The organism is Streptomyces sp. NPDC048636 (genome assembly GCF_040650655.1).
Classification (GTDB): domain Bacteria; phylum Actinomycetota; class Actinomycetes; order Streptomycetales; family Streptomycetaceae; genus Streptomyces.
The window spans coordinates 249811-276279 of sequence record NZ_JBEZHR010000001.1 but is presented as its reverse complement, the minus strand read 5'-3'; the positions used below and the strand labels follow the sequence as shown (position 1 = coordinate 276279).

Genomic DNA, 26469 nt, shown 5'->3' with positions numbered 1-26469 from the left:
AGTCGAGCGTGCGCGGACGCGCGGGGAGGCGGAGAACGTCCGATGAGCGGAGCCGAGGAGAAGCGGCCGGGAGTGTCCGGGGCGTCCGGCGAGTCCGGGGCGTCCGGCGCGGATGGGACCGGTGCGACGGACGCACCGGCTGAGACCGACGCATCGTTCGAGGAGTTGCTGCGCGGGCTGCGCGTGCGCCACGGCGGCGAACTGCCCGTCTTCGACCCGGAGCAGGCCCCGGACGCTCCGCTTCCGCTGTTCCGGCGCTGGCTGCGCGAGGCCGCCGCGTCGGACGAACCCGCCCCGCACACCATGACGCTGGCCACCGCCGGGGCCGACGGCCGCCCGTCCCAGCGCATCGTGATGCTGCGCGGCGCCGACGCCCGCGGCTGGCACTTCGGCACCCACCGCACCAGCCGCAAGGGCCGGGAGCTGGCCGAGCGCCCGTACGCCTCACTCGCGTTCCACTGGCCGTACACCGGCCGTCAGGTGCGGATCGGCGGCCGGGTGCACGAGGTCGGGGGCGAGCAGAGCGCGGCGGATCTGCGCGGCCGGTCCCCCGCCGCGCTCGCGGCCGCGCTGGCCGGGGCCGGGCGGCAGAGCGAGGTCCTCGGCTCGTACGGGGAGCTGGTGCGCGCCTTCGAGGCGGCGTACGAGCGGGCGGAACGGGAGCCGGACGCCGACGCCCCCAGCTGGACGCTGTACGTCCTGGAGCCGGACGAGGTGGAGTTCTACCAGGAGGAGGCGCGGCGGCGGCATGTACGGCTCCGCTACCGGCACGCCCCGCAGGAGCCCGGTGGCTGGCGACGGGAGCTGCTCTGGCCCTGATGGTCCGGAGGGGTCACGGCGGCCCGTCGACGGCCAGCTGGGCGTGGAGATGGACGTCGCGGGGCGCCCCGCCGAGGTCGAAACGCGCCTGGCGCAGCACGCCCTCGGCTACGTATCCACAGCGGAGGCCGACCCGGCAGGACGCCTCGTTGCCGATGTCGTGCCGGAGTTCCAGGCGGTGCAGACCGAGGTCGCGGAAGGCCCAGCCGGTGACGGCCCCCAGGGCGCGGGAGGCGATCCGGCGGTCGCGGGCCTCGGGCAGCACCCAGTAGCCGACCCGCGCGCTGCGCGCTCCATAGTCGATCACGCCGAGGGAGACATGGCCGCGGACCTCGGTGTCCTCCAGGACGGCGAACGACGCCATATCGCCGCGCCGCCAGCCGTCGGCCCGGCCGTGGGTCCAGGCGCCGACGTCCTCCTCGTCGTCGACGAGGGCCACCGGGGTGTTCCAGCGGCGGAAGTCGGGGTCGGTCAGTCCGCGCAGGGCGGCCCGGCGGTCGCCCGGGGTGTTCTCCCACGGGCGCAGCCGCAGCCCAGGGGCCTGGAGCTCCACCGGTTTCAGCACCCGGTCATTCAAGCAGCGGGCGGAAGACGGGAACAGTCGGTGTGACGTCGTCGCGGGGAGCGCGGAAGGCGGCGCGGAGCGGCATCCCGATGCGCAGTCCGGTCCCGCGGTGCGGTTCGCCGGTGGCGCCGTCGACCAGTTCGGTCATCATCCGCGGCCCTTCGGTGAGATCGACGACGGCGGCGGTGTACGGGACGCGTTCGCCGAACGGAGGCAGGTCGTTCCGGTGCACCACGGACCAGGTGTAGAGGGTGGCGTCACCGCTCGCCTCCTCCCAGACGACGTTCTCGCTCCAGCAGTGCGGGCAGAACTCGCGGGGGTAGTGGTGGGCGCGCCCGCAGGCCGCGCAGCGGCGGATCAGCAACCGGCCCTCGGCGGCGGCGTCCCAGTAGGGGCGGGTGAACGCGTCGGGCTCGGGCAGATCGAACCGCGGAGCCGCCGCGCGGGCTGGGGACCCGTCGGCGCCGGCCTCACCGGGGCTTGACCCGGCGCTCACAGGAACAGCCCCCACGCCTCGTCGAGCGACCAGGTCTGCCAGCTCATCCCCGCCAGCCCGACCAGGGAGATCAGCATCATCATGCTGTTCTGCCCCTGTTCGGCCCAGTCGTGGATCATGAGCAGGAGGTAGAGCAGGTTGAGGAGCAGTCCGCCGATCAGGGCGATCGGGGTCAGCAGACCGAGGATCAGCCCGAGACCGAGGGCCAGTTCGGCATATACCACCACATACGCCATGGCCTTGGGTCTCGGTGCGACCACCGCGTCGAAACCGCGCCGGACGAACGCCCAGCGGTGCTCGTCCGCCACCCCCTTCGCCCAGGCGATACCGCTGCCGCGCCGGAACCAGCTCTCCTTGTCCTTGTGCCGCCAGCTCTCCAGCCACCACAGCCCGAGTCCGATGCGCAGCACGGCGAGCCATTCGGGGCCGCTGATCCAGATCGTCCGCATGGTGCCCCCACCTCCTGACCGGCTGATCTCCTTCGTTTCTGACGGTACGTCAGTTTCAACGGACGGGCGAGGCGTGCGCAAGGGGTAGGGGTGGCGGTACATGCCGTGACCCTTCCGCAATCGATTCGGAATCACTTTGACCGAAACCCGTCAAATTACCCGACTACGCTCGCGCGCATGGCAGTCGACAGTTCCTCTCCGAAGTCCTCACCCGTGTATGTGATCGGCGGCGGACCAGGTGGACTCGCCACCGCCGCCACGCTGCGCGAGCGCGGGATCCACGCCGTGGTCCTGGAGAAGTCCGAGGCGGTCGCCGCCTCCTGGCGCACCCACTACGACCGGCTGCATCTGCACACCACCCGTCGGCTGTCCGCCCTGCCCGGGCTCACCATGCCGCGGTCGTTCGGGCGGTGGGTCGCCCGGGACAACGTCGTCCGGTACCTGGAGCGGTACGCCGAACACCACCGGCTGGAGGTCGTCACCGGGGTGGAGGTCTCCCGGATCGAACGGACGGCGGACAATACGGAGTGGATGCTGCGGGCCACCGGTGGACGGGTGCTGACCTCGCCCGTCGTCGTGATCGCCACCGGCTTCAACCACACCCCGCGGGTGCCGGACTGGCCGGGCCGTGACACCTACACCGGTGAGCTGCTGCACGCCGGCCACTACCGCGACGCCCGCCCCTACGCGGGCAAGGACGTGCTGGTGGTCGGGGTCGGCAACACGGGCGCGGAGATCGCCGTCGACCTGGTCGAGGGCGGGGCGGAGCGGGTGCGGCTCGCGGTCCGCACCCCACCGCACATCCTGCGCCGCTCGACCGCGGGCTGGCCCGCGCAGCGCACCGGCATCCTGGTACGGCGGCTGCCGCGGCCCCTGGTGGACCGGGCGGCGCGGCTGATGTGCCGGATGAGCATGCCGGATCTGACCGAACGCGGGCTGCCCTGGCCGGAGACCGGGCTGTACACCCGGGTGCGGCAGGGCGCCATCCCGGTGCAGGACGTGGGGCTCGTCGACGCGGTACGGACGGGCAGGATCGAGGTGGTCGCGGCGGTGGACTCGTTCGACCAGGACAAGGTGGTACTGGCGGACGGCACCCGGATCAGCCCCGAGGTGGTCGTGGCGGCGACCGGCTACCGGCGCGGACTGGAGGAACTGGTCGGCCATCTGGGCGTGCTCGACGCCCGCGGCCGCCCCCGCACCCACGGCCGGCGCACCCTGAAGTCCGCCCCGGGACTGCATTTCACCGGCTACACCAACCCGATCAGCGGCATGCTGCGCGAACTGGCCATCGACGCCCGCAAGATCGCGAAAACCATCGCCCGCACCACCTCCTGACCACCCCCGTCTTCCGCACCGGGCACCCCGCACCAGCTCCCGACCGCCCGTGGTCGCGCACGGCCCGGCCACCCCCGGGCCGTCACGGTGCGTGTTATCCGCGCCTTGAGCATTCCTGACACGCCATCGCTTGAGTAACCTGACTTGGCAGTAATTTGACTGGGCGTCAGTTATTCGACTATTGGCCATCGAGCAGGAGTGGCGGACACCGATGCTTGGATCGACTCACGGCACCCTCACCACCAACTCCCGTCACGCCCGAGCCGTCGCCTGCGGACGGGCCCCCGGCCCCACCGTCCACGTCCACACCGGCACCGCGGGTGCCGGGAGCGCGGAGGAGGCGGTGGACCGGGACGTCAGCGGGCGTCCGCTGCACGCCGAGGTCCCCGATCTGGACCGCTTCTTCCGTCCCGAGTCGATGGCGCTCATCGGCGCCTCCGACACCGAGGGCCGTCCCAACACCGGTATCACCCGGCAGCTCGTGGCCTGGGCCGAGCGCGTCAACGCCCGGCTGCACCCCGTCCATCCCTCCCGTCCGTCCGTCTTCGGCCTCCCCTGTGTCCCGTCCGTGGCCGAGCTGCCCGAACCGGTCGACCTCGCCGTCCTGCTGGTCCGCGATCCGCTCCCGGTCATCGAGGAACTGGCCGCGGCCAAGGTGAAGTTCGCCGTCGTCTTCGCCTCCGGCTTCGCCGAGACCGGGCCCGAGGGCGCCGCCGCCCAGGAGCAGCTGGTGGCCGCGGCCCGCCGCGCCGGGGTGCGGCTGCTGGGCCCCAACACCAACCTCAACGCCTTCGAGGAGTTCCGCGAAGACCTCGAAGGGCCCGCCATCGCCCTGATCACCCAGTCCGGCCACCAGGGCCGCCCCGTCTTCACCCTCCAGGAACTCGGCATCCGGCTCAGCCACTGGGCCCCGACCGGCAATGAAGCAGACCTGGAGACGGCCGACTTCATCTCCTACTTCGCCACCCAACCCGATATCGGTGCCATCGCCCTGTACGCGGAGGGGCTCAAGGACGGACGCGGCTTCCTGCTGGCCGTCGACCGGGCCGCCCGCGCCAAGGTGCCCGTCGTGGCCGTGAAGGTGGGCCGGACCGAGACCGGAGCCCGCACCGCCGCCTCCCACACCGGAAAGCTGACCGGCACGGACACGGTGGTGGACGCGGCCATGCGGCAGTTCGGCGTGATCCGGGTGGACGGCCTGGACGAGCTTCAGGACACCGCCGCGCTACTGGCCCGCGCCCGGCCCCCGCGCGCCGAGGGCGTGGTGGTGTATTCGATCTCCGGGGGCACCGGGGCCCACTTCGCCGACCTCGCCACCGCGGCCGGACTCCCGCTGCCCGCCCTCTCCGCCGAGAAGCAGACCGAACTCCACCAGTGGATACCCGGCGACCTCAGCGTGGCCAACCCGGTGGACAACGGCGGCCATCCGGTCGGCGACTGGCGCGGCCGGAAGATCATCGACGCGATCCTCGCCGATCCGGCCGTGGGCGTGCTGATCTGCCCGATCACCGGCCCCTTCCCGCCCATGAGCGACCGCCTCGCCCAGGACCTGGTGGACGCGGCCGAGCAGACCGACAAGCTGGTGTGTGTGGTGTGGGGCTCCCCGGTGGGCACCGAGGACGCCTATCGCACCACCCTGCTCGGCTCCTCCCGGGTGGCGACCTTCCGCACCTTCGCCAACTGCATCACCGCCGTCCGCGCCTATCTGGACCACCACCGCTTCACCACCGGCTACCGCTCCCCCTTCGACGACGCCCCGCGCACCCCCTCGCCCGCGGTGCGCAAGGTGCGCGGACTGATGCGGCCCGGCCAGCAGCTGAGCGAGTACGCGGCCAAACAGCTGCTGCGCGCCTATGGCATCCGTGTGCCCCGCGAGCAGCTGGTGACCAGCGCCGCCGCCGCGGTCCGCGCCGCCGGGCTGGTCGGCTACCCGGTCGTGATGAAGGCGTCCGCCCCGCAGCTCGCCCATAAGACCGAACTCGGCCTGGTCAGGCTGGGGCTGACCTCCGCGAGCCAGGTCCGCGACACCTACCGCGAGCTGACCGACATCGCCCGCTACGAAGGCGTCGAACTCGACGGCGTACTGGTCTGTCAGATGGTCGAGCGCGGGGTGGAGATGGTCGTCGGCCTCAGCCACGACCCGCTCTTCGGCCCCACGGTGACCGTCGGTGTAGGGGGTGTGCTCGTCGAGGTCCTCAACGACACCGCCGTACGCGTCCCCCCGTTCGGCGAGGACCACGCCCGCGCGATGCTCGACGAACTGCGTGGCCGCGGCCTCCTGGACGGTGTCCGCGGGGCTCCCCCGTCCGATGTGGACGCCTTGGTCGAGGTGGTGCTGCGGGTCCAGCGCATGGCGCTGGAACTCGGCGACGATCTCGCCGAACTCGACGTCAACCCCCTGATGGTGCTGGAGCGCGGGCAGGGCGCGGTGGCGCTGGACGCGCTCGCGATCTGCCGCTGACCCCACCGGCCCCGCCCCCCCCACACGGCCGACCCCGCCGGTCCGGCGGCTCCGATCCGCACCCCCGGCGCGAAAGGGACGGTCCGCCCCGCCTGTCCGGTGGGCGCGGTCCGGCCCGCCGTACTCGTCCACCCCGCCGAGCACACCGATGTCCGGAGCTTCCCCATGATGTCTCCCTCCCCCGAGGACTCCCTCGACTCCGTTGTACGGCACGCCACTGACAACGGCGTCTCGTGGATCACCCTCAACCGCCCGGCCGCGCTGAACGCCCTCACCCCCGACCAGCGCGAACGGCTGATTTCCCTGCTCGACGCCGCCTCCGCCGACCCGGCGGTCCGGGCGGTGGTGCTCACCGCCACCGGCAAGGGGTTCTGCGCGGGCGCCGATCTGCGCGGTCCGTCGGCGAACGGACGGCCGGGCGGCGCCGCACAGCCGGACGAGAGGATTCCCGGCGATGTGGCGCGGCTGATCCAGGCCGGGGCACAGCGGCTGATCGCCGCCGTGCTCGACTGCGAGAAACCGGTCATCGCCGCGGTGAACGGCACGGCGGCCGGGCTCGGCGCCCATCTGGCGCTCGCCTGCGATCTGGTGCTCGCCGCCGAATCGGCCACCTTCATCGAGGTGTTCATCCGCCGGGGTCTGGTGCCGGACGGCGGTGGCGCCTATCTGCTGCCCCGGCTGACCGGACCGCAGCGGGCGAAGGAGCTGATGTTCTTCGGCGACCGGCTGCCCGCCGCCGAGGCCGAACGGCTCGGCCTGGTCAACCGGGTCGTCCCGGACACCGAACTGACCGCGACCGCGCGCACCTGGGCCGAGCGCCTGGCCACCGGGCCCACCCGGGCCATCGCCCTCACCAAGGCGCTGGTGAACTCCTCGCTCGAGTCGGGCCGGGCCGCCGCGTTCGCCGCCGAGGCGACCGCCCAGGAGATCAACATGACCACGGCCGACGCGGCGGAGGGCCTCCGCGCGTTCGCCGAACGCCGCACCCCCGAGTACCGGGGCCGCTGAGGGGCCGGGTCCCCGTGTCACCGCCCTTCCTATCTGACGATCCATCAGATTCAATGGAACCCATGATGGGACATGCCGGTATGGCCGCCACCGCCGTCCGCTATCTGCGCGCGGTCGGCTCACCGACGTCCGCCCCGCGCGCGGTGGACCCGCTGCCCCCGCCCGAGCTGCGCTGCGTCCGGGCCGACGAGCGCGTTCCGTTCGGCCCGGCCGAATTCCGCCGGGTGCTGGGGCACTTCGCGAGCGGCGTCACCGTGATCACGACTACGGACGAGGAGGGCCCGGCGGGCTTCGCCTGCCAGTCGTTCACCTCACTGTCCCTGGTCCCGCCGCTGATCGCCTTCATGGTCGCCCGTACGTCCACCACCTGGCCGCGGATCGCCCGCGCCGGGGTCTTCTGCGTCAACGTCCTCGGCGCGGACCAGGGCGAGCTGTGCCGGGGCTTCGCGGTGAGCTCCTCCGTAAGGCCGGACAAGTTCGCGGGCGTCGCCCACCAGCCGACCCCGGCCACCGGATCCCCCCGGCTCACCGGCGCTCCGGCGTGGATCGACTGCGCCGTGCACACCGTGCATACCGGTGGCGACCACCTGGTCGTCGTCGGCCGGGTGCGCGCGCTGGGCACGGACGAGTCGGCGGCGGGAGCGGGACCGCTGCTCTTCCACCGGGGCGGGTTCGGCGCCTTCACACCCGCCTCGTAGCGCCCCGGCGCCCCGGACGGCGGCCCTCAGACCGCGGGGGCCACCGGCTCGGCCGTGACCGGTGCGGACCGCCGGATCACCAGCGCCATCAGGGCCGCCACCGCGCACAGCGCCCCGGAGGCGTACCAGACGAGGTCGTAGGAGCCGAAGGCGTCGCGCGCGGCGCCGCCCAGGAAGGCCACCAGCCCCGCCCCGACCTGGTGGGAGGCCAGCACCCAGCCGAAGACGATCGCGCTGTCCTCGCCGTAGCGCTCCCGGCACAGCGCCATGGTCGGCGGCACGGTGGCGACCCAGTCGAGGCCGTAGAAGACGATGAAGAAGATCATCGGCGGATGTACCGCGTCGGCCAGCAGGATCGGCAGGAACATCAGCGAGATCCCGCGCAGCGCGTAGTAGACGGCCAGCAGCCGCCGCGCGTCGAAGCGGTCGGTGAACCAGCCGGACGCCACCGTTCCCAGGATGTCGAAGACCCCGACCACGGCGAGCAGGCTCGCGGCCGCCGTCACCGGCATCCCGTGGTCGTGCGCCGCGGGGACGAAATGGGTCTTGATCAGACCGTTGGTGGAGGCGCCGCAGATCGCGAAGGTCCCGGCGAGCAGCCAGAAGGTGCCGCCGCGGGCCGCGGAGGTGAGCGCGGAGACCGCGCGGCGGGCCGCTCCCCGCCGTGGCGCGGGGCGCGGGGCGGGCGGGCCGTCGACACCGTAAGGAGCGAGCCCCACGTCCGAGGGATAGTCGCGCAGAAGCAGCCAGACCAACGGCACGATGGCGAGCGCGGCCAGCGCGACCGTCACGGCGGCGGGCCGCCAGTCGTGGTGTTCGACGATCCAGGAGAGCAGCGGCAGGAAGACCAGTTGTCCGGAGGCCCCTCCCGCGGTGAGGAGGCCGGTCACCAGCCCGCGTCGGGCGGTGAACCACCGGTTGGTGACGGTCGCGGCGAACGCGAGCGCCATGGAGCCGCTGCCGAGCCCCACGAGCACGCCCCAGCAGAGGACGAGCTGCCATGCGGCGGTCATGAAGACCGTCAGCCCACCGCCCGCGGCGATCACGATCAGGGCGGCGGCGACAACCTTACGGATGCCGAAGCGATCCATAAGGGCCGCCGCGAACGGCGCGGTGAGCCCGTAGAGGGCGAGATTGACGGAGACCGCCAGCCCGATCGTGCCGCGTGACCAGCCGAACTCCTCATGGAGCGGATCGATCAGCAGACCGGGCAGCGAGGCGAAGCCTGCCGCCCCGATGATCGTCACGAAGGTGACGGCGGCGACCAGCCACGCGCGGTGCGGGGTACGGCGGGGCAGGCGCACGCGGGGCGCCCGCCGCGAGGTCGTTCCGGGCGGCCGCCCATCCTGTTCTGAGGCTCCGGGGAGTCCGGCTGTCTGCGTCACCGGACCAGCATCGGCGCAGTGGCCGGGACGAGCGAGTGGCCCGTGGGACAGCATTCGCTAGAATCGGGCCAGCCCCTGTCCCGGTGGCGGTTTCGTTCTGGAGGTGGCGGATGTCCCGGCGGGAGACGACCACAGCGCGCCACCGTGTGGTGGTGCTCGTCCTGCACGGCGTGATCCCCTTCGAACTCGGCATCCCCTACCGGATCTTCGGCAAGGCCCGCTCGTCCGAGGGTCACCCCCTCTACGACGTGGTGACCTGCACCCCCGAGCCCGGTGCGGTACGCACCGACGCCGACTTCCCGATCACCGTGGAGCGCGGTCCGGAGGCGCTGGCCGAGGCCGACACCATCGTGGTGCCCGCCTCGTTCGAACTCGGGCCGGTCTTCGAGGAGGGCGTACTGCCCCCGTCGCTCGCCGCCGCGCTCGCCCATGCCCGCCCCGGCATCCGCTGGGTGTCGATCTGCACCGGCTCGTACGTGCTCGCGGCGGCCGGTCTGCTCGACGGCCGCCCGGCCACCACCCACTGGCACGAGGCCGACCACTTCCAGCGGCTCTTCCCGTCCATCAAGGTCGACCCGGACGTGCTCTTCGTGGACGACGGCGATGTCCTCACCTCGGCCGGTGCCGCCGCCGGTCTCGATCTGTGTCTGCATATCGTGCGGCGCGACCACGGCACGGCCGTGGCCAACGAGGTCGCCCGGCGCAGTGTGGTGCCACCGCACCGCGACGGCGGCCAGGCGCAGTACATCCGCCGTCCGCTCCCCGAACCGCAGCAGGCCACCACGACGGCGGCGCGCGCCTGGGCCCTGGGCCGTCTGGACCGCCCCGTCTCGCTGCGCGAGCTGGCCGCCCGGGAGTCGATGAGCGTACGGACCTTCACCCGGCGCTTCCGTGAGGAGACCGGTGCCAGCCCGGGCCAGTGGCTGGCGACGCAGCGGATCGAGCGCGCGCGACAGCTGCTGGAGGACACCGATCTGTCCGTGGACCGGATCGCGCGGGACGCGGGCTTCGGCACCCCCGCGTCGATGCGCCAGCACCTCCAGGCGGCGCTCGGTGTCTCGCCGACGGTCTACCGGCGCACCTTCCGCACCGGGAGCGCGGCTTCCTCCTCCGCCGACGGTCGGGTCAGAAGGTGAGTACGGCCCGCGCCACCCGCCCGTGGTGGGCGTCGTCGGCGGCCTTGGCGAAGTCCTCCACGGGATAGCTGCGGGTGATCAGTTCATCCAGCAGAAGTCTGCCCCGCCGGTAGAGAGCGGCGTAGAGGGCGATATCTCGCTGGGGGCGGGAGGAGCCGTAACGGCAGCCCAGGATGGACTTGTCCAGATAGAGCGAGGAGACCTGGAAGGACGCCTCGGCGTCGGCGGGCGGGACGCCGAGCAGCACCGCCTGACCGTGCCGGTCGAGCAAATCGACGGCCTGGCGGATGAGGGGGGTGGAGCCGACGCATTCGAAGACATGGTCCGCGCCGGTCGGCAGGATCTCCCGGGCTGCCTCGGCGGACGGGACGAAGTGGGTCGCGCCGAAGTGTCTGGCCAGGGGCTCCTTGGCGGGGTTGGAGTCGATGGCCACCACGGTGGAGGCGGCGGCGATCCGGGCCCCTTGGAGCACATTGAGCCCGATCCCCCCGGCTCCGATGACCACGACGGACTCGCCGCGGTCCACCCGGGCGCGGTTGAGCACGGCGCCGACACCGGTGAGGACGCCGCAGCCGATGAGGGCGGCCGAGGTGAGCGGGATCTGTTCGGGGATCTTCACCGCCTGAACGGCCTTGACCAGAGTGCGTTCGGCGAAGGCCGAGTTCGAGGCGAAGTTGAACAGCCGCTCCCCGCCCGGGCGTGAGAACGGCCGGGACGGCCGGCCGATCGCCGCACGGCACATGGTGGGGCGGCCTCGGTCGCAGTCCGGGCAGGTCCCGCAGTTGGCCAGGGTGGACAGCGCGACGTGGTCGCCGGGGGTCACATGGCCGACGCCGGGGCCCACCGCCTCGACCACGCCCGCCCCTTCGTGGCCGAGGACGACGGGGACGGGAAAGGGGATGGTGCCGTCGATGACCGACAGATCGCTGTGGCAGAGCCCGGCGGCGGCGACGCGCACCAGGACCTCGCCCGGGCCGGGGTCCCGGACCTCCAGATCGTCGACGACCCGCGGTTCCGTGCCGTCGAAGACGACGCCTCGCATCCTCATCACACTCCCTCTGACCGCTCTCATGAGGCCCAGACGACCGACTGGAGTTCGCTGTACGCGTGCAGGCCGAACGAGCCGCCGTCGCGGCCCACTCCGCTGTCCTTGAACCCGCCGAAGGGGGTCTCGGGGTGGCGCTGTGCGGTGTTGATGCCGACGTTGCCGCTGCGCAGACGGGCGGCGAGGGACCAGGCGCGGCCCGGGTCGGCGCTGAAGACGTAGTCGTAGAGGCCGTACGGGGTGCCGTTGGCGATCCGCACCGCCTCGTCCTCGTCGTCGAACGGCAGGGCCACGACGACCGGGCCGAACACCTCCTCCTGCGCGATGGTCATCGCGGGGGTGGCGTCGGCGACGAGGGCGGGGGCGGCGTAGAAACCGGGTTTGAGGGAAGGGCGTTCACCGCCCACGACGACGCGGGCGCCCTGCTCACGGGCTCCGGCGAGATACGCCTCGACGCGGTCGCGCTGGGCCGCGGAGATCAACGGGCCGACGATCGTGGAGTTATCCACAGGGTCACCGATCTTGAGTGACCGTGCGTAATGTGTGAGTGCGGCGGTGACCTTCTCGTACAGCGATCGATGGACGAGCACGCGGGTCGGCGCCGTGCAGATCTGCCCGCTGTGGAAGGAGAAGGTCGAACCGACCGCCCCGACCGCCGACGCGATCACTCGCTCGTCGGCGTCCCCCAGGACGATGGCCGCGCCCTTGCCCCCGAGCTCCATCAGGGTGCGCTTCATCGACCGCCCCGCGGATTCGGCGATCTTCCTCCCCACCGTGGTGGATCCGGTGAAGCTGACCATGTCGACACCGGGGTGGGCGACCAGTGCCTCGCCCACCACCGGGCCCGATCCGGTGACGACGTTGAAGACACCGTCCGGGAGCCCGGCCTCCGTCAGCAGCGGGCCGAGTTCAAGACAGCACAGCGGATCCTGCGGGGCCGGTTTGGCCACGACGGTATTGCCCATGGCCAGCGCCGGGGCGACCTTGCCCGCGAGATTCGCGAGAGGGAAGTTGTAGGAGGTGATACAGGCGACGACACCCAGGGGGCGGCGGACCGCGGCCGCCCCGATGAGCCCACCGGGCGCCAGCGGGGTGGCGGCCATGGGCAGCGGGGCGAGCGGCAGGGTGTCCGGTTCGACGGCACCGCGCGCATAGCGGCGGAAGCGGTCGACGGCCGGGGGCACTTGCAGCGCCGAGGTGACGCGCAGCGTCGCGCCGGTCTCCGCCTGGAGCAGGGGCACCAGGTCCGGAGCACGCTCGGCCAGCAGGGCGGCCACGCGGTCGAGTACGGCGGCGCGCTCCCTCGGGGCGGTGCGCGACCAGCCGTCGTACGCGGCGCGGGCTGCCCGGACCGCGGCGTCGACATCCGCCTCGGCCGCCTCGGGGGCGTGGCCGACGGTCTCCTCGGTGGCGGGGTTGAGCACGGGGTAGTGCCCCTGGCCGGGCGCCCGCCAGGCGCCATCGATCCAATGTCCGTACGCACGCTGCCGGTCTGTGGTCATCGGCGTGATTCCTTGGGGAGGTGAAGTACCCGCTCGGCGATGATGTTGCGCTGGATCTCGTCCGAGCCGCCGTAGATGGTGTCGGCGCGGGAGAAGAGGAAGAGACGCTGGGAAGCGTCGAGTTCATAGGGGTGCCCCGCGGTCCAGCACATCGGGCCCAGTGCCGCCGCCGCACCCCTGACCTGGACGGCCAGCTCGCCGAGGCGCTGGTGCCAGCCACCCCACAGCAGCTTGGCGACGCTGGGCGCGCCCGGGTCCCGCACGGCGCCGAGGGTGCGCAGGGCGTTCCAGCGCATCACCTTCAGCTCGGCCCACTGCCGCACCAGCCGGTCGCGGAGCACGGGTTCCTGGGCGGCCCCGCTCTCCAGGGCCTGGCGCACGACCCGGCTCAGCTCCTGGGCGAAGCCGATCTGCTGGACGAGGGTGGAGACCCCGCGCTCCACCGCGAGCAGGCCCATGGCCACCTGCCAGCCGTGGCCCGCGCCGCCGACGAGGTGTTCGGCGCGGGCCACGGCCCCGTCGAAGAACACCTCGTTGAAGTCGGCGGTCCCGGTCAGCTGCCGGATCGGCCGCACCTCGATCCGGCCCGGCTGGTCCATCGGCACCAGCAGAAAGGAGAGTCCATGGTGGCGCTGTGAGTCCCGTTCGGTGCGCGCCAGCACAAAGCACCAGTCCGCCTCATGGGCGAGGGAGGTCCAGATCTTCTGCCCGGTGATGCGGTAGCCGCCCTCGCGCGGGTCGCGGACGGCGCGGGTCCGCACCCCCGCGAGGTCCGAGCCGGCGCCCGGTTCGCTGTAGCCCTGGCACCACAGCTCCTCGCCGTGCGCGATGGCGGGCAGGAAACGGGTGCGCTGGGCGGTGTCGCCGAAGGCGAGCAGGGTGGGTGCGAGGAGGTTCTCGCCGATATGCCCGAGCCGGGCGGGTGCCCCGGCGCGGGCGTACTCCTCGGCCCAGACCACCTGTTGGGGCAGGGTGGCGGCCCGGTTTCCGTAGCTCCCGTGCGTACGGTCCCAGCCGAGGCCGATCCAGCCGTCCCCACCGAGCGCGCGCTCCCACTCCCGGTGGGCGGCCGCCCGGCCGTCCTGCCCGGGTGGCTGCTCACGCAGGGCGGCGAACCGGCCGACGACATGCTCATCGAGCCAGGCCCGCGCCTCACCGCGGAACCGCTCGTCCTCCGCCCCGAAAGCGAAGTCCACGACCTCTCCCCTCTCCGATCTGGCCGTTTGTGGCCGTTCCCGACGGCGGAGTGGTTCCCGGTCGGTCAGGCATTGGGCCGTTCGTCGCCGGCGGCCGCCCGGGCCATCGCCTCCAACTGCGCCAGCATCGGCATCGGGTCGGCGCCGACGGTGCCCGGGAGGAAGTCGGCGATCTTCTCGGGGGTCCAGGCGCCTTCCGCGTATCCGGCGCGCAGTTCCCGTGGCTGGGCCCAGACCGCGATCTTGGGGCCCGCGATCGTGTAGACCTGCCCGGTGATCTGCTCCGCGCGGGCCCGCTCGCTCAGCAGATAGACCACGAGTGCCGCCACATCCTCCGGTTCGCCGATCTCCTTGAGCTCCATGGGGACGTTGGCGGACATCCGGGTGCGGGCGACCGGGGCCACACAGTTGGCGGTGACTCCGTACTTGTGCAGGCCCAGAGCGGCGCTGCGGACCAGCGAGATGATCCCGCCCTTGGCCGAGGCGTAGTTGGCCTGGGCGACGCTGCCCTGGTGGTTGCCGCTGGTGAAGCCGATCAGCGTGCCGGAGCGCTGCCCCCGCATCACGGCCGCGGCGGCGCGGAAGACGGTGAAGGTTCCCTTGAGGTGGGTGGCGACGACCGGGTCCCACTCCTCCTCGGTCATGTTGAAGAGCATCCGCTCACGCAGGATCCCGGCGACGCAGACGACACCGTCGAGGCTGCCGAACCGTGCGAGCGCGGTGTCCACGACGCGCTGGCCCCCGGCCATGGTCGAGACATCGTCGGCGACGGCGACCGCCTCACCGCCGGTGCCCGCCACCGCCATGGCCTCGATCTCCTTGACCACGGCCTCGGCGACCTCGCTGCTGGGCTCGGCGCCCTCGACCGAGACCCCGTAGTCGTTGACGACGACCTTCGCTCCCTCGGCCGCGCAGGCGAGGGCCACGGCCCGGCCGATGCCGCGCCCGGCCCCGGTAACGGCGATCACCTTGCCGTCCAAGAAGTTGCCCACGTCGCGTCCCCTCCCGGAGTTTCTGACGGTCCGTTAGATTTTTGAGCAGAGGCGGCCCGAGTACAAGCCCTCGAACGAAACCACCAAGGAGATGCCATGACGCTGCCGGCCGAGTTCCACGAGATCGCGAAGCGCGTCAACAACTGGGGCCGCTGGGGGGCCGCGGACGAGATCGGCACCCTCAACCTGATCACCGACGAGGTGGTCCGGGAGGCCGCGACGACCATACGGACCGGCCGGCGCGTACCTCTCGCGGTCCCGCTGCGCCAGGACGGGGTCCAGACCGGGATGATCCCCGGGCGGGTCAACCCCCTGCACACCATGGTCGCGGTCAATATGGAGATCTTCGGCCCGGACACCGTGGCCACCAGCGACGACGCCGTGACCATGGGCCTCCAGGCGGGCACCCACTGGGACGGGCTCGCCCATGTCTCGCACTCGGGCAGGATCTACAACGGCCGCCCCGCCGACTCCATCACCGCCCACACCCGCGCCGCGTTCAGCGGTATCGACACGGCGCGCCACCTCGTCTCCCGCGGCGTCCTCCTCGATGTCGCCCGCGCCCGTGGCATGGACCGGCTGCCGGAGGGACACCCGGTCACCCCCGAAGATCTCGACGCCGCCGAGGAGCTGGCCGGAGTGACGGTGCGCTCCGGCGACATCGCGCTCATCCGGACCGGTCAGATCCAGCGCTGTCTGGCGGGCGAGAGGGAGGCATACGCGTACCCCTCACCCGGGCTGTCGATCCGCACTCCGGAGTGGTTCCACGCGCGTGAGGTGGCCGCGGTCGCCAATGACACGCTGACCTTCGAGATCTTCCCGCCGGAGATCGAGGACCTCTGGCTGCCCGTACACGCCCTCGATCTCGTCGAGATGGGAATGATGCAGGGCCAGAACTGGAATCTGGAGGAGCTGGCGGCGGTCTGCGCCGACGAGGGCCGCTTCGCGTTTCTGCTGTCGGCCACACCCGAGCCGTTCACCGGCGGAACGGGCTCCCCCGTCGCCCCGGTGGCGATCCTCTGACCACCCCGCGGCCGACCGACCCGCGGCCGACCGACCCGCTTACCGACCGCGGTCAGGAGCACCATGCCCCCGCCTCACCGGCGTCGCGCCCGCAGGGCGCCGAACGGCGCGAGGGGACGAGCGGGTCAACGGGCGGCGGTGCGCCGATGCACACCCCGAGCACGGCACCGCGCACCGCCACCCGGCTCCGGAGCTGAGCCCTGTTCAGCCACCGGGCCGCGACCCGCACTCGCCGAGGAACGACTCCCTGACCACAGAGCTCACAGAGTCATCAACGCCCTCGGCGTCCCCTCGCGACGAATCGCTGATCCTAGAGTGATCACCCGACCACGTCACGTCAACACCTGGTCTGGACTTTGTCGAGTTCGCCCTATTTGTGATGACGGATGGGCGGTGCTGTGTGCGGCCAGATAAGGATCTTCACCCTTGCCGCGGTCGATCTCGCACCAAATGCTCTTGCCCGCACCCTCCGGCTGCCAGCCCCAGCGGTCGGCGAGACCGTCGACCAGTTCCAGACCGCGGCCGTTGGTGGCCTCTTCATCGGCGCAGCGCTGCCGCGGCGCACGGGTGCTGGTATCCGCGACCTCGACCCGGACGGTCCCGAGGCCCGCGCCCCTACTCGCGAACGGACCACCGCCACCGGCCGCGCCACCGCCGCCACTACCGGAGCCGCCACCGCTCCCGGCACCTCCGCCCGTGGCGGACTGCGCGGGGAAGAGCATCCGCAGCACCGCGGGACAGCCCGTGTGCACCACGGCGTTGGTGACAAGCTCGGAAATCAGCAGCACCAACGTATCGGCGAGCGCCTCGTCGGCCGCGATCCCGGAACCGGCGAGACGTGAGCGCGCCCATCGACGGGCTCGGCTCACCTCCGCGGGGTCTGGTTTGACCTCCATCTGCATCTGAAGCACCTGCACCGCTCACACCATCCGAACCGGCGGACACATCGCCTCGTACCTCCAAGAGGTCACGGACCGTGACTCCCTTGCAAGACAGCATGGTTGACGTACAGTCACCCCAACAAGCGCTTCGGTCATATTCCAGCGCCAAGGAGTATGCGTGGGGCATACTGTGCGACGCGCGGTACGCGGACTCGAACACCGAGCCCGAACCGCCGCACACCCCGCGCGACCGGGGCACATTGTCATGCCCGGAGTCGCCCCACGGGCAACACCGGACTCTTCGTACCCCAAAAGAGCTCGCACCCAACGGAGAGTACCCGAGCTCGGGCCCGACTCCCCCCTGTGACGAGTCACGCCTAGGAAACAACCCGGTATCAACGCTCGGTCACCTCTAAGCCCAGGGGACTTCCCCAGAGATCGCGACATCCCAACAATTCAGGCGTATCCCCTGAGCTCGGCTACAAACATCGTGCACCGGTCGACACCAGACCAGTGGCGAGCTCCTCCTCGGCCGCCGCGGCGGTCTGCCACTGCTCGGCCCTCACCCAGGCCCGCTTCAGGTGCAGATGGACATCAGCCTCCCAGGTGAACCCCATTCCACCGTGGACTTGCAGACAATCGCGGGCATTACGGACAGCCGCCTCATCCGCCAGCAGCGTGGCCGCGGCGATGTCACCCGGGTCTTCTGTGACCGCGGCCGCGTACACCACACTTCTGGCTGTTTCCGCACGTACCAACATGGACGCGCAGAGATGCTGAACCGCCTGGAAAGTACCGATCGCCCGGCCGAACTGCTCCCGTTCCCGGGCGTGGGCGACCGCCATCTCCACCGTCCGCGCCGCACTGCCGAGCTGTTGCGCGGCGGTCAGCAGCGCGGCCTCCCGCCGCAGCCGGGCCGCGATCCCGCGCCCCGGAGATGACCGCGCCCCGCCATCCGACCCACCACGAGCCCGGCCGCGCACCCGGTGCAGCGGGGTGGCCGGGTCCACGGAGCGGATGGCCTCGGCCGTGGACATGATCTCCTTCGCCGGGCGCACCTCGGCGTCCTCATCGCCGAGCACCAGGACCACGTCGGCCGACGCCAGATGCTCGACCAGCACCCCACCCGAGCCACCCGACGCACGTACCTCATCCGCCGCGTCCAGCCCCGTCACCACGGCCTCCCCCTCGGCCGCGCCGGCCACCGGGAGGCCCACCGCCGACAGCCCCGCCGCCAGCTGCGTGATGGCCAACGGGCCCGGCAGCAGTGCCCGGCCCGCCTCCTCGAAGGCCAGTACCGCTTCGGGCAGTCCGAGCCCCACCCCGCCCGCCGCCTCCGGCAGCCGTAGCGCGAAGAACCCGGCCACGCCCAGCTCCCGCCATACGGACCGGTCGACCGCACCGTCCGCGCCGTCCGCGCCGTCCCCCTCCGCCGCCACCGCGTCCACCACCGCCCGCAGCTCCGCGCGCGGATAGCGCCGTTCCATCAGCTCGCGCATCCCCGCCCGCAGCGCCCGCTGGTCCTCGGTGAGCGAGAAGTCCACGGTTCCGGTCACCGCCCCTTCGGCAGGCCGAGGATCCGCTCGGCCACGATGTTCCGCTGGATCTGCGAGGTCCCGGCCGCGATCGTGTACGACAGCGAGGAGAGCCGGTCCACGACCCACTCCCGCCCCGCGTCCAGCGCGTCCGGCCCCAGCACCTCGGCGGCCGCGTCGTAGAGCTCCTGCCGCACCTGTGAGAAGCGCAGTTTGAAGACCGAGCCGCCGACGCCCGGCACTCCGCCCGTACGCTGCGCCTCGCTCACGTTCCACTGGGTGAGCCGCCACAGCGCGGCGCAGTCGGCCGCGAGCCGCCCCAGCCGCCGCCGTAGCCCCGGGTCGTCCCAGCGGCCGTTGGCCTTCGCCGTCCGGGCCAGCGACTCCAGCACCCGGCGGCAGGCGATGACCTCGCCCACGAACGCGGTGCCGCGCTCGAAGGAGAGCGTCACCATGGTCACCCGCCAGCCGTCGTTCTCCGCGCCGACCCTGTGGGTGACCGGCACCCGCACCTCGTCCAGGAACACTTCGGCGAACTCCGCGGTTCCGGCGAGCGTACGCAGCGGCCGTACGGTCACCCCCGGCGCGTCCATCGGCAGGGCCAGCCAGGAGATGCCCCGGTGCTTCGGGGTGTCCTCGCTCACCGGCGCCGTACGCACCAGGAGTTCGCACCAGTCGGCGACCTCGGCGTGCGAGGTCCAGATCTTGCTGCCGCTGACGACATACGCGTCGCCGTCCCGTACCGCCCTGGTGCGCAGCGCCGCCAGGTCGGATCCGGCCCCGGGTTCGGAGAAGCCCTGACACCAGACCTCGTCGCCGCGCAGGATCGGTGGCAGCCAGCGCGCCCGCTGCCCGGCCGTGCCCTCGGCGGCGATGGTGGGGCCCGCGTGCAGCAGTCCGACGAAGTTGGCGCCCACGTAGGGCGCGCCCGCGCGCTCCGTCTCCTCCAGGAAGATCAGATGCTGGGTGGGGGTGGCGCCCCGGCCCCCGGCCTCCTCCGGCCAGTGCAGCCCGGCGTATCCGGCGTCGTACAGCCTGCGCTGCCAGCCGCAGTCGTAGGCCCGGCGGCCGGGCCAGTCGGCCGGGTCCGGGCGGGGCGGCAGCGTGGGCAGGACCGTGCCGAGCCAGCCGCGCAGCCGGTGCCGGAAGTCCTCCTCTTCCTCGGTGCAGGAGAGATCCATCGGCCACCGCCCGCCCTTCGATTCCGCTGACTCTGATGGACGTTTCTGATGGAGCGTCAGAACAGCGTGACACCGGAAGGCTAGCCCGCACCCTCTGGACCGACAAGGCCCGGAGCCCTACGCTTCCCCGCACGATCTGACTGACCGTCAGCTACGGCGAGCGCGTGCCACGGGAGGCCGGGATGACCGACACCGCGCGTGAACTCGGACGATCGGCGACGCTGTGGGAGCTGCTGGAGCGGCGCGCCGCCCTCACCCCCGACGCCCCCGCCCTGCTCCAGGCCGCCGACAACCCCCGTCACGACCGGCGGCTCACCTTCGGCGCCCTGCTCCGGCGCGCGGAGCGGACCGCGGCCGGTCTGCACGAGCTGGGCGTACGCCCCGGCAGCCGGGTCGCCTGGCAGCTGCCCACCCGTATCGAGACGGTCGTCCTGACGATGGCGCTGGCCCGCCTCGGCGCCGTCCAGTCACCGCTGATCCCCTCCTACCGCGACCGCGAAGTGGGGTTCGCGCTGCGCGAGTCCGGGGCGCGCTTCTTCGCCGTCCCCGGGCGCTGGCGCGGCTTCGACCACACGGCGCTGGCCCACCGCCTCGCCGCCGGGATGCCCGAACCACCGCTGGTCCTGGAGGCGTACGACACCCTGCCGGAGGCCGACCCCGCGACCGTACGGCTGCCGCCGCCCCCGGCCGACGGGACCGCGGTGCGCTGGATCTACTGGACCTCGGGCACCACCTCCGACCCCAAGGGCGTACTGCACACCGACCGCAGCCTCATCGCCGCGGGCGCCTGTCTCGGCCACGCCCTCCGGCTCGGCCCGGACGACATCGGCTCCATGGCCTTCCCCTACGCCCATGTCGCCGGGCCCGACTACACCGTGATGCTGCTGCTCTACGGCTTCCCCGCCATGCTGCTCGAGCATTTCGCACTGCCCGGCTCGCTCACCGCGTACCGGCGGCACGGGGTCACGACCGCGGGCGGCAGCACCGCCTTCTACGCGATGTTCCTGGCCGAACAGCGCAAGGACCCGGCGCGGCCGCTCATCCCCACCCTGCGGCTGCTCGCGGGCGGCGGCGCCCCCAAGCCGCCCGAGCTGTACTACGAGGTCACCCGGGAGCTGGGCTGCGCGCTCACCCACGGCTACGGGATGACCGAGGCCCCCATGATCACCATGGGGGACCCGGACGACACCGACGAACTGCTCGCGACGACCGAGGGACGTCCCCCGGCGGACATGGAGATCCGCGTGGTGGACGGGGAGGTGCGGTTGCGCGGTGAGGCGGTCTGCGCCGGATATCTGGACGAGGCCCAGACCCGGGAGACGTTCGACGAGGACGGCTTCTTCCGCACCGGCGACCTCGGCCACCTCACCGGAAGCGGCCATCTCGTCCTCACCGGGCGGGCCAAGGACATCATCATCCGCAAGGGCGAGAACATCTCCGCCAAGGAGATCGAACAATTGCTGTACCAGCACCCGGACGTGGGCGACGTGGCCGTGGTCGGACTGCCGGACCCGGCACGCGGCGAGCTGGTGTGCGCCGTCGTCGAACAGCCCGCGGGCGCCCGGCCGCTGACGCTCGACACCGTGACCGCGCATCTGCGGAAGGCGGGACTCAGCGTGCACAAGCTCCCGGAGCGGCTGGAGGTGGTGGAGGCGCTGCCGCGCAACCCGACGCTGGGGAAGGTGCTGAAGTACCGGCTGCGCGGGCGCTTCGGCGGCGACGGCCAGGACGCGCCGGGCTAACCCGTGGTGCTGTACGTGGCCGTGGCCTGCTCGAAGTAGCGTGTGACCGCGCGGCGTTCATCGGCCGGGCCGATCACCAGCACCACGTGGTACCGGCCGTCGATCAGCATCGCGAGGTTCCGGGCGTAGACATCGCGCCCGCTGCTGTCCCGCCAGCTGAACTCGCCCTCCGCCATCGCCGTACGGCCGACGTCGATCCGCCGCAGCCCCGACGACGAGGCCCAGGAGGAGCCGCGGAAGGCGGCGAGCTCCGCCTCCCGGTTCTGCTGGTACGCCATCGGATCGCCGCCGAACTCCGACGAGGTGTCCCGCCCGGCCACCACCAGCAGCTCGAAGTCACCGCCGAGGTAACGGATCTGACCGCGCTGGTTCTCGCCCCGGCGCGTCCAGTCCTCGTCCACCGCGACCTTGAAGCCCTTGGGGTCGTTGCGGACGACGAAGCCCTTCGCCACCCCGGCCGGGTGGGTGGACTGCGGCTCCGGTGAGTCGGAGTCCCCCTTGCCGCCGGAGGAGGCGGACCCGGCCGGGTCATGCGGGGTGCTGGGCGCGGCGCTCTGCGCACCCGCAGACCCCGTACGGTCCTGGCCGCCGGTCTCCTTGTCGCGCGGCATGAACATCACCGCGTACAGCACGGCCGCCACCAGCGCGAGCAGTATCAGCAGCAACAGCAGCCGCCCCAGTCTGCGCGGCTCACGCCGCTCCTCGGCCGCGGTCCGTGACGGCTGCCGCGCCGCCGTACGGTCCTCGCGCGGCGGGGCGGCCGCGCGGGGCTGGCGCGGCTGCTTGGCCCTCTTGTGCCGTCCGTGCGCGGCGGCGGCCGACGAGGCGGTGGGGCGGCCGCGGCCCCTGCGCACCAGCCAGCCGCGGCGGCGCACCACCGGCAGCCGCCGGGGGTCGGACGTCCCCCCAGGACCGATCGACGGCACGGTGACCGTACGGCTGCCCACGTCCGGCTCGGGCGCGGACCGGATCAGCGACCGCAGCCAGCCGCGCAGCTCCTCGAAGTCCGGCCGCTCGGTGGGGTCCTGGCGCAGCAGCGACTCGACGACGGGGCGCAGCGGACCGCACTCCTCCGCGTACGCGGGTGCCTCCGCGCAGACGAGCTGGACCAGCTCGGCGGCGCTGTCCTCGGGGTACGGGGCATGGCCCTGGACGACGCGGAACAGCAGCACACCGAGCGCCCACAGATCGGCGGCCGGCCCGACGGGCGGTGCGAGCCGCCAATGCGTATGGACCGGGACGGCCTGCTCGGGCGCCCACCGCTCGGTGACCGCGCCGACCACCACGATCCGTGCCTGCCGGGCCCGTTCGGCGGCCAGCGCGGTGCCGGGGCCCCGGCCGGAGGTGGCGCCGCCGGGAGCGCCGTCGGTGTCCCAGGAACCGCCGCCGGCGCGGGGGTGGGCATCCCGCGCCCCGGGCCAGGACGCCCCACTGGTGACCAGGTCCTGGCCGGGGTCCTGGGCCTGCTCGTCGTTCGGGTCCGGTGCGTCGTAGAGGTCCTGCTCGGGGTGCTCGCCCCGCGTCGCCTCGTACGGATGCTGCTCGTCGTACGCGTCCTGCGCGTCCTGCTCGTCGTACGGGTCCTGCGCGTCGTCCGCGTCCTGCGCGTCGTACGGGCCCGCGTACGCGTCCGGGGAGCGGTCGGCGCCCGTACGGGCGGCGGCGCGGGCGCCCGCCGCGTACGCGGCGATGGCGCTGGCCCGCGCCGCACGCGCGGCCGCGCCCTGCGGATCGGCCCCACCGCCCGCCGGTTCGCCCTCCCGCGCGCCGGGCACCCAGGGCATACCGGGCTCCCGTTCCACCCCGGCAGGCCCATCAGGCCCGCCCGCCGCGCTCGTTCCACCGTTACTTCCCACCGCACCCGTCTCGGGCGCCGTACGCGGGCCGGGGAAGCCGCCGGCCGTGCCCTGATCGCGGTAGACCGGCCCGGCGCCCCGTTCCGTGGCAGCGGGCGCCGGAGGCGGAACCGGCGCCGGGGGCGGGGCGTCGGCCGGGGCGTCGTCCTCATCCGCCCCGGAGGGCGACGGCACCGGGTCGTAGCCGCACAGCGCCTCTTCGGCGGCACCGGCCGCCAGGCCGGTCAGCATCGCGCGGCCGTCCTCGCACAACAGGACCGTGCGGGTGGTGATGTTGCGATGGGTCCAGCCGTGGGCGTGCAGGGCGCGCAGCGCGGTCAGGACGTCATTGGCGATCTCGGCGGCGCGGTGCGGGGAGAGCGTCCCCTCCGCCAGCAGTGCGGCGAGCGGCCGTCCCGCGACCAGTTCGCTGACGATCCACAGACTTCCGGACTCGGCGAAGACGTGGAAGACCTGTCCAAGGCGCGGGTGGTCGGGGAGTTGGGCGGCGGCTGTCGCCGCGACGATCGCGCGCCGTACGGCCGGGTCGCCGCTCCCGGCCGTGCCGTCGGACATGCCCCCGCTCGGCCACCCCGGGCCGCCGGAGCGGCCATTGCCCAAACGGGCGCCCTCGTCGACGACTTCGGCGTCCACGACCTCCGGAAGCGGTATCTGCCGCAGATGGACTTCCTGCCCGCTGTAGGTGTCGAAGGCGCGGGTCTCGACGAACTCGTACTCGTCAGCGGGTGGCAGGGGCAGGCGATAGCGGTCGGCCAGCACCCGACCGGCGTACTCGTCCACGACGCCTCCCCGAGCGCACGTTCCACACGCTCATCAGCACAGCCGGAAACCGTCAAGTACGGTCATTTTGCCGGTCGATACGGCTGCGCACGGTCCACGGCCTCTCACGATACGTGCCCGCGCGGCGCTTCGCCGACAGGAGTGCTCAGTCCGTGACGTCGAAGGTCCTGAAGGCCGTCTCGCGGAGGGTCTTGCACTCCTTGTCGTCCCACTTGGACGCCTCGCAGGTGACCACTATGGCGAAGCCGTGGCTGCCGTCGACCTTGAACCCGCGGTTGATCGCCCGGACCCGCTTGCCCCCGGTGTTGTACTCGAACTGCCAGTCCGCGACGGTCGGGTAGCCGTGCCAGTCGATCGCCTTGATGCCCAACCCCTGGTAGTTGGTCATCCGGCCCGGTGCGCTCTTCTCGCTCGCGCGCCAGTCCGCCGCCGCGTCGTCCTTGGGCGAGTCGGTGAAGTCGACCTGGATGCGCGGAATGGTGGAACCGCCGTAGTATCTGCGGCTTCCGTCGTAGCTCCCACGGTGGCCCCGCCAGTCCTCCGGCATCCCCATGGTGAAGGGGAAACGGTCGTCCTTGACCATCTGGTACCCGTCCGGGAGCGAACCGTCCTCCTTCCCGCCGCCCTTGCCGCTGGAGTCCTCGCCCTTGCCGCCGTCGTCGTCCGAACCCTCGCCGCCGCCCTTACCGGAGTGGTCGTCCTCCTGCCCCGGCTTGCCACCGGAGCCATCCGGGCCCGAAGCCCTTCCCGTCGACCCCCCGGTCTTCTTCGCGTCGTCCTTCTCGGTCTTCGCATCGCCCCCCGCCCCGGCCGAAGCGGTCTTGTCGCCGCCGGACGTGCCCTTGGCGCCGTCACTGCCGTCACCGCCGTTGAGGGCGACGACAAGAACGACCGCGAGGACGGCGAGGGCCAAGGCCACCGCGATGATGATCAGCGTGCGCTTGGGCACCACATCGGTGAGCGAGGCACGGGGCGGTGCGGGCGGTTCCGGGTTGACCGGGGACCGGGACGACGACGCCGAAGCGGACGCGGCCGTCTTCTTCGCAGGGCTGGTCTTCTTCGCGGTGCCCTTCTTCTTCGCGGCGGCGGGCCCGGAAGCCGCATCCGCGCCGGAGTCGGAAGCGGAACCGGACGTCGAGCCCGCGGACTTCGCCGTGGACCCGGAGCCCGCGGATGTGGAGCCCGAACCCCCGGCAGCCTTCGCCCCGGAACCGGAACCCGACGAACCCGAACCCGCTCCCGAGCCCGACTTCCGCGCGTTCTCCGACCGCTTCGCGGCCGTGGCCGCCGCCGCGTTGCGCACCGAGCGCAGCGCGCCCCGCCTGCGCTCCGATACGGCCGACTCCTTGGCCTTGGCCGCGGCCTCCTCCTCCGCCGACGGCGCGGGCGGCAGGCTCATCGTGCGGGTGGCGTCGGCGGGCGGCGGGGTGGCGGTGCCCTCCGGGGCGCTCAGCGCGTCCTCCAGCAGCGCCCGCGCACCGGCGTCGTCGAGCCGTCGCTCGGGGTCCTTGTCGAGCAGGCCGTAGATGACCTCCTCCAGCGGGCCCGCGTTCTTCGGCGGCTCCACCGGCTCGGTCATCACGGCCGTGAGCGTCGCTATGGCCGTGCTCTTGTCGTAGGGCGGTACGCCCTCCACCGACGCGTACAGCAGACCGCCCAGGGACCACAGGTCGGCGGGCGGGCCCGGCTTATGGCCGCGGGCGCGCTCGGGCGAGATGTAGGAGGGCGCGCCGACGAGCATGCCGGTGGAGGTGACCGACGGGTCGCCCTCGACCTGGGCGATACCGAAGTCGGTGAGCACCACCCGGCCGTCGTCGGAGATCAGGACGTTGGACGGCTTGACGTCGCGGTGCAGGATGCCCGCCTGGTGCGCGGCGCGCAGCACATCGAGGACGGCGAGCCCGACCTCGGCGGCGCGGCGCGGGGTGAGCGGGCCGTCGTCACGGACCACATCGGCCAGCGAGCTGCCCTCGATGAGCTCCATGACGATCCAGGGGCGGTCGTCCTCGTCGACGACGTCATAGACGGTGACGGCCCCGTTGCTGCGGATGCGGGCGATCGCCTTCGCCTCGCGCAGCGTGCGGGTGATGAGCCGTCTCTTCTCGTCCTCGTCGACGCTGGACGGGAAGCGCAGCTCCTTGACCGCGACCGTACGGCCGAGGGTCTCGTCGCTCGCGCGCCAGACCGTTCCCATACCGCCCGCACCGAGAATCTCCCCGAGCCGGTACCGCCCGGCGAGGAGGCGCCCAGTCGAGCCCTGCGTCTGCTCCGCCTCCGACATGCGACCCCTCTGCAAATCAACCCACCCTGAACCCACCCTGGGAGAGCGACCATTGTCTCTCATCCGCGGACCCGCGGAAGTCCGGGGTCCACGGCGTGGCGCG

Annotated in this window: 21 protein-coding genes; 8 read left to right on the top strand and 13 right to left on the bottom strand. The window is 72.5% G+C overall.

Annotation, left to right across the window (positions count from 1 at the left end; genetic code table 11):
• The first annotated feature begins 42 nt into the window (after window positions 1-42).
• The gene (locus AB0C66_RS01340) at window positions 43-819 is read left to right on the top strand and encodes a pyridoxal 5'-phosphate synthase (RefSeq protein ID WP_362431309.1); all 777 of its coding nucleotides are present in this window, start codon (window positions 43-45) and stop codon (window positions 817-819) included.
• Window positions 820-832: 13 nt separating this feature from the next.
• Here the strand turns inward: AB0C66_RS01340 and AB0C66_RS01335 are convergent, their stop codons facing one another.
• From AB0C66_RS01335 to AB0C66_RS01325, 3 genes are read right to left on the bottom strand one after another with little or no spacing between them, the layout of a single operon-like run.
• A complete protein-coding gene (locus AB0C66_RS01335; protein WP_362431307.1) occupies window positions 833-1384 on the bottom strand; it encodes a GNAT family N-acetyltransferase in 552 nt (183 codons plus the stop codon).
• A 4-nt stretch (window positions 1385-1388) separates the two neighbouring features.
• Complete coding sequence (locus AB0C66_RS01330) at window positions 1389-1880, bottom strand: Zn-ribbon domain-containing OB-fold protein (protein ID WP_362431305.1); 492 nt, start codon at window positions 1878-1880, stop codon at window positions 1389-1391.
• Window positions 1877-2329 carry a DoxX family membrane protein gene (locus AB0C66_RS01325; RefSeq protein ID WP_362431303.1) on the bottom strand — a complete coding sequence of 151 codons (453 nt, stop codon included), beginning with the start codon at window positions 2327-2329 and terminating at the stop codon, window positions 1877-1879. The genes AB0C66_RS01330 and AB0C66_RS01325 overlap by 4 nt, the downstream gene beginning before the upstream one ends.
• A gap of 177 nt (window positions 2330-2506) precedes the next feature.
• Here AB0C66_RS01325 and AB0C66_RS01320 point away from each other — a divergent pair, with 177 nt between their 5' ends.
• The 4 genes from AB0C66_RS01320 (at window position 2507) to AB0C66_RS01305 (ending at window position 7831) form a co-directional block, all read left to right on the top strand.
• The gene (locus AB0C66_RS01320; RefSeq protein ID WP_362431301.1) at window positions 2507-3664 is read left to right on the top strand and encodes an NAD(P)/FAD-dependent oxidoreductase; all 1158 of its coding nucleotides are present in this window, start codon (window positions 2507-2509) and stop codon (window positions 3662-3664) included.
• Between the two features lie 211 nt (window positions 3665-3875).
• Complete coding sequence (locus AB0C66_RS01315) at window positions 3876-6125, top strand: acetate--CoA ligase family protein (RefSeq protein ID WP_362431298.1); 2250 nt, start codon at window positions 3876-3878, stop codon at window positions 6123-6125.
• A 165-nt stretch (window positions 6126-6290) separates the two neighbouring features.
• A complete protein-coding gene (locus AB0C66_RS01310; protein ID WP_362431296.1) occupies window positions 6291-7133 on the top strand; it encodes an enoyl-CoA hydratase-related protein in 843 nt (280 codons plus the stop codon).
• 53 nt (window positions 7134-7186) lie between these two features.
• Window positions 7187-7831 carry a flavin reductase family protein gene (locus AB0C66_RS01305; RefSeq protein ID WP_362431294.1) on the top strand — a complete coding sequence of 215 codons (645 nt, stop codon included), beginning with the start codon at window positions 7187-7189 and terminating at the stop codon, window positions 7829-7831.
• 26 nt (window positions 7832-7857) lie between these two features.
• Here AB0C66_RS01305 and AB0C66_RS01300 read toward each other — a convergent pair whose 3' ends face one another.
• Window positions 7858-9135: an MFS transporter gene (locus AB0C66_RS01300; protein ID WP_362431291.1), complete on the bottom strand. Its 1278-nt coding sequence runs from the start codon at window positions 9133-9135 to the stop codon at window positions 7858-7860.
• A gap of 191 nt (window positions 9136-9326) precedes the next feature.
• Between AB0C66_RS01300 and AB0C66_RS01295 the strand changes: the two genes are divergently transcribed.
• Window positions 9327-10352 carry a helix-turn-helix domain-containing protein gene (locus AB0C66_RS01295; protein WP_362431289.1) on the top strand — a complete coding sequence of 342 codons (1026 nt, stop codon included), beginning with the start codon at window positions 9327-9329 and terminating at the stop codon, window positions 10350-10352.
• Here AB0C66_RS01295 and AB0C66_RS01290 read toward each other — a convergent pair.
• The 4 genes from AB0C66_RS01290 to AB0C66_RS01275 form a co-directional block, all read right to left on the bottom strand.
• Window positions 10342-11394, bottom strand: coding sequence for a Zn-dependent alcohol dehydrogenase (locus tag AB0C66_RS01290; protein ID WP_362433280.1), 1053 nt, complete (start codon window positions 11392-11394; stop codon window positions 10342-10344). The two genes, AB0C66_RS01295 and AB0C66_RS01290, sit on opposite strands and share 11 nt — an antisense overlap.
• A 26-nt stretch (window positions 11395-11420) precedes the next feature.
• A complete protein-coding gene (locus tag AB0C66_RS01285) occupies window positions 11421-12899 on the bottom strand; it encodes an aldehyde dehydrogenase family protein (protein ID WP_362431287.1) in 1479 nt (492 codons plus the stop codon).
• Window positions 12896-14095 carry an acyl-CoA dehydrogenase family protein gene (locus AB0C66_RS01280; protein ID WP_362431284.1) on the bottom strand — a complete coding sequence of 400 codons (1200 nt, stop codon included), beginning with the start codon at window positions 14093-14095 and terminating at the stop codon, window positions 12896-12898. The genes AB0C66_RS01285 and AB0C66_RS01280 overlap by 4 nt, the downstream gene beginning before the upstream one ends.
• Window positions 14096-14160: 65 nt before the next feature.
• Entirely contained in the window at window positions 14161-15087 is a 927-nt protein-coding gene (locus tag AB0C66_RS01275) for an SDR family oxidoreductase (RefSeq protein ID WP_362431282.1), read from the bottom strand.
• Window positions 15088-15183: 96 nt separating this feature from the next.
• Here AB0C66_RS01275 and AB0C66_RS01270 point away from each other — a divergent pair, with 96 nt between their 5' ends.
• The gene (locus tag AB0C66_RS01270; RefSeq protein ID WP_362431280.1) at window positions 15184-16110 is read left to right on the top strand and encodes a cyclase family protein; all 927 of its coding nucleotides are present in this window, start codon (window positions 15184-15186) and stop codon (window positions 16108-16110) included.
• Window positions 16111-16442: 332 nt separating this feature from the next.
• On the opposite strand, the gene AB0C66_RS01265 is transcribed toward AB0C66_RS01270, so the two are convergent.
• The 3 genes from AB0C66_RS01265 to AB0C66_RS01255 form a co-directional block, all read right to left on the bottom strand.
• Window positions 16443-17027, bottom strand: coding sequence for an ATP-binding protein (locus tag AB0C66_RS01265; protein WP_362431278.1), 585 nt, complete (start codon window positions 17025-17027; stop codon window positions 16443-16445).
• Window positions 17028-17470: 443 nt separating this feature from the next.
• Window positions 17471-18535: an acyl-CoA dehydrogenase family protein gene (locus AB0C66_RS01260; protein ID WP_362433277.1), complete on the bottom strand. Its 1065-nt coding sequence runs from the start codon at window positions 18533-18535 to the stop codon at window positions 17471-17473.
• Window positions 18536-18543: 8 nt separating this feature from the next.
• Window positions 18544-19707 carry an acyl-CoA dehydrogenase family protein gene (locus AB0C66_RS01255; protein ID WP_362431275.1) on the bottom strand — a complete coding sequence of 388 codons (1164 nt, stop codon included), beginning with the start codon at window positions 19705-19707 and terminating at the stop codon, window positions 18544-18546.
• Window positions 19708-19889: 182 nt separating this feature from the next.
• Here AB0C66_RS01255 and AB0C66_RS01250 point away from each other — a divergent pair, with 182 nt between their 5' ends.
• Complete coding sequence (locus AB0C66_RS01250; RefSeq protein ID WP_362431273.1) at window positions 19890-21449, top strand: AMP-binding protein; 1560 nt, start codon at window positions 19890-19892, stop codon at window positions 21447-21449.
• Here AB0C66_RS01250 and AB0C66_RS01245 read toward each other — a convergent pair.
• Both AB0C66_RS01245 and AB0C66_RS01240 read right to left on the bottom strand, forming a co-directional pair.
• Window positions 21446-24085 carry a protein kinase gene (locus AB0C66_RS01245; protein WP_362431271.1) on the bottom strand — a complete coding sequence of 880 codons (2640 nt, stop codon included), beginning with the start codon at window positions 24083-24085 and terminating at the stop codon, window positions 21446-21448. The genes AB0C66_RS01250 and AB0C66_RS01245 overlap by 4 nt on opposite strands.
• A 145-nt stretch (window positions 24086-24230) precedes the next feature.
• Complete coding sequence (locus AB0C66_RS01240) at window positions 24231-26366, bottom strand: serine/threonine-protein kinase (RefSeq protein ID WP_362431269.1); 2136 nt, start codon at window positions 26364-26366, stop codon at window positions 24231-24233.
• Window positions 26367-26469 lie beyond the last annotated feature (103 nt).

Coding starts and splice junctions, on each gene's coding strand:
- AB0C66_RS01320 (WP_362431301.1), top strand. CDS start 2,507: ATGGCAGTCGACAGTTCCTCTCCGAAGTCCTCACCCGTGTATGTGATC.
- AB0C66_RS01305 (WP_362431294.1), top strand. CDS start 7,187: ATGGAACCCATGATGGGACATGCCGGTATGGCCGCCACCGCCGTCCGC.
- AB0C66_RS01290 (WP_362433280.1), bottom strand. CDS start 11,394: ATGCGAGGCGTCGTCTTCGACGGCACGGAACCGCGGGTCGTCGACGAT.
- AB0C66_RS01255 (WP_362431275.1), bottom strand. CDS start 19,707: ATGGATCTCTCCTGCACCGAGGAAGAGGAGGACTTCCGGCACCGGCTG.
- AB0C66_RS01285 (WP_362431287.1), bottom strand. CDS start 12,899: ATGACCACAGACCGGCAGCGTGCGTACGGACATTGGATCGATGGCGCC.
- AB0C66_RS01310 (WP_362431296.1), top strand. CDS start 6,291: ATGATGTCTCCCTCCCCCGAGGACTCCCTCGACTCCGTTGTACGGCAC.
- AB0C66_RS01295 (WP_362431289.1), top strand. CDS start 9,327: ATGTCCCGGCGGGAGACGACCACAGCGCGCCACCGTGTGGTGGTGCTC.
- AB0C66_RS01240 (WP_362431269.1), bottom strand. CDS start 26,366: ATGTCGGAGGCGGAGCAGACGCAGGGCTCGACTGGGCGCCTCCTCGCC.
- AB0C66_RS01270 (WP_362431280.1), top strand. CDS start 15,184: ATGACGCTGCCGGCCGAGTTCCACGAGATCGCGAAGCGCGTCAACAAC.
- AB0C66_RS01315 (WP_362431298.1), top strand. CDS start 3,876: ATGCTTGGATCGACTCACGGCACCCTCACCACCAACTCCCGTCACGCC.
- AB0C66_RS01325 (WP_362431303.1), bottom strand. CDS start 2,329: ATGCGGACGATCTGGATCAGCGGCCCCGAATGGCTCGCCGTGCTGCGC.
- AB0C66_RS01340 (WP_362431309.1), top strand. CDS start 43: ATGAGCGGAGCCGAGGAGAAGCGGCCGGGAGTGTCCGGGGCGTCCGGC.
- AB0C66_RS01250 (WP_362431273.1), top strand. CDS start 19,890: ATGACCGACACCGCGCGTGAACTCGGACGATCGGCGACGCTGTGGGAG.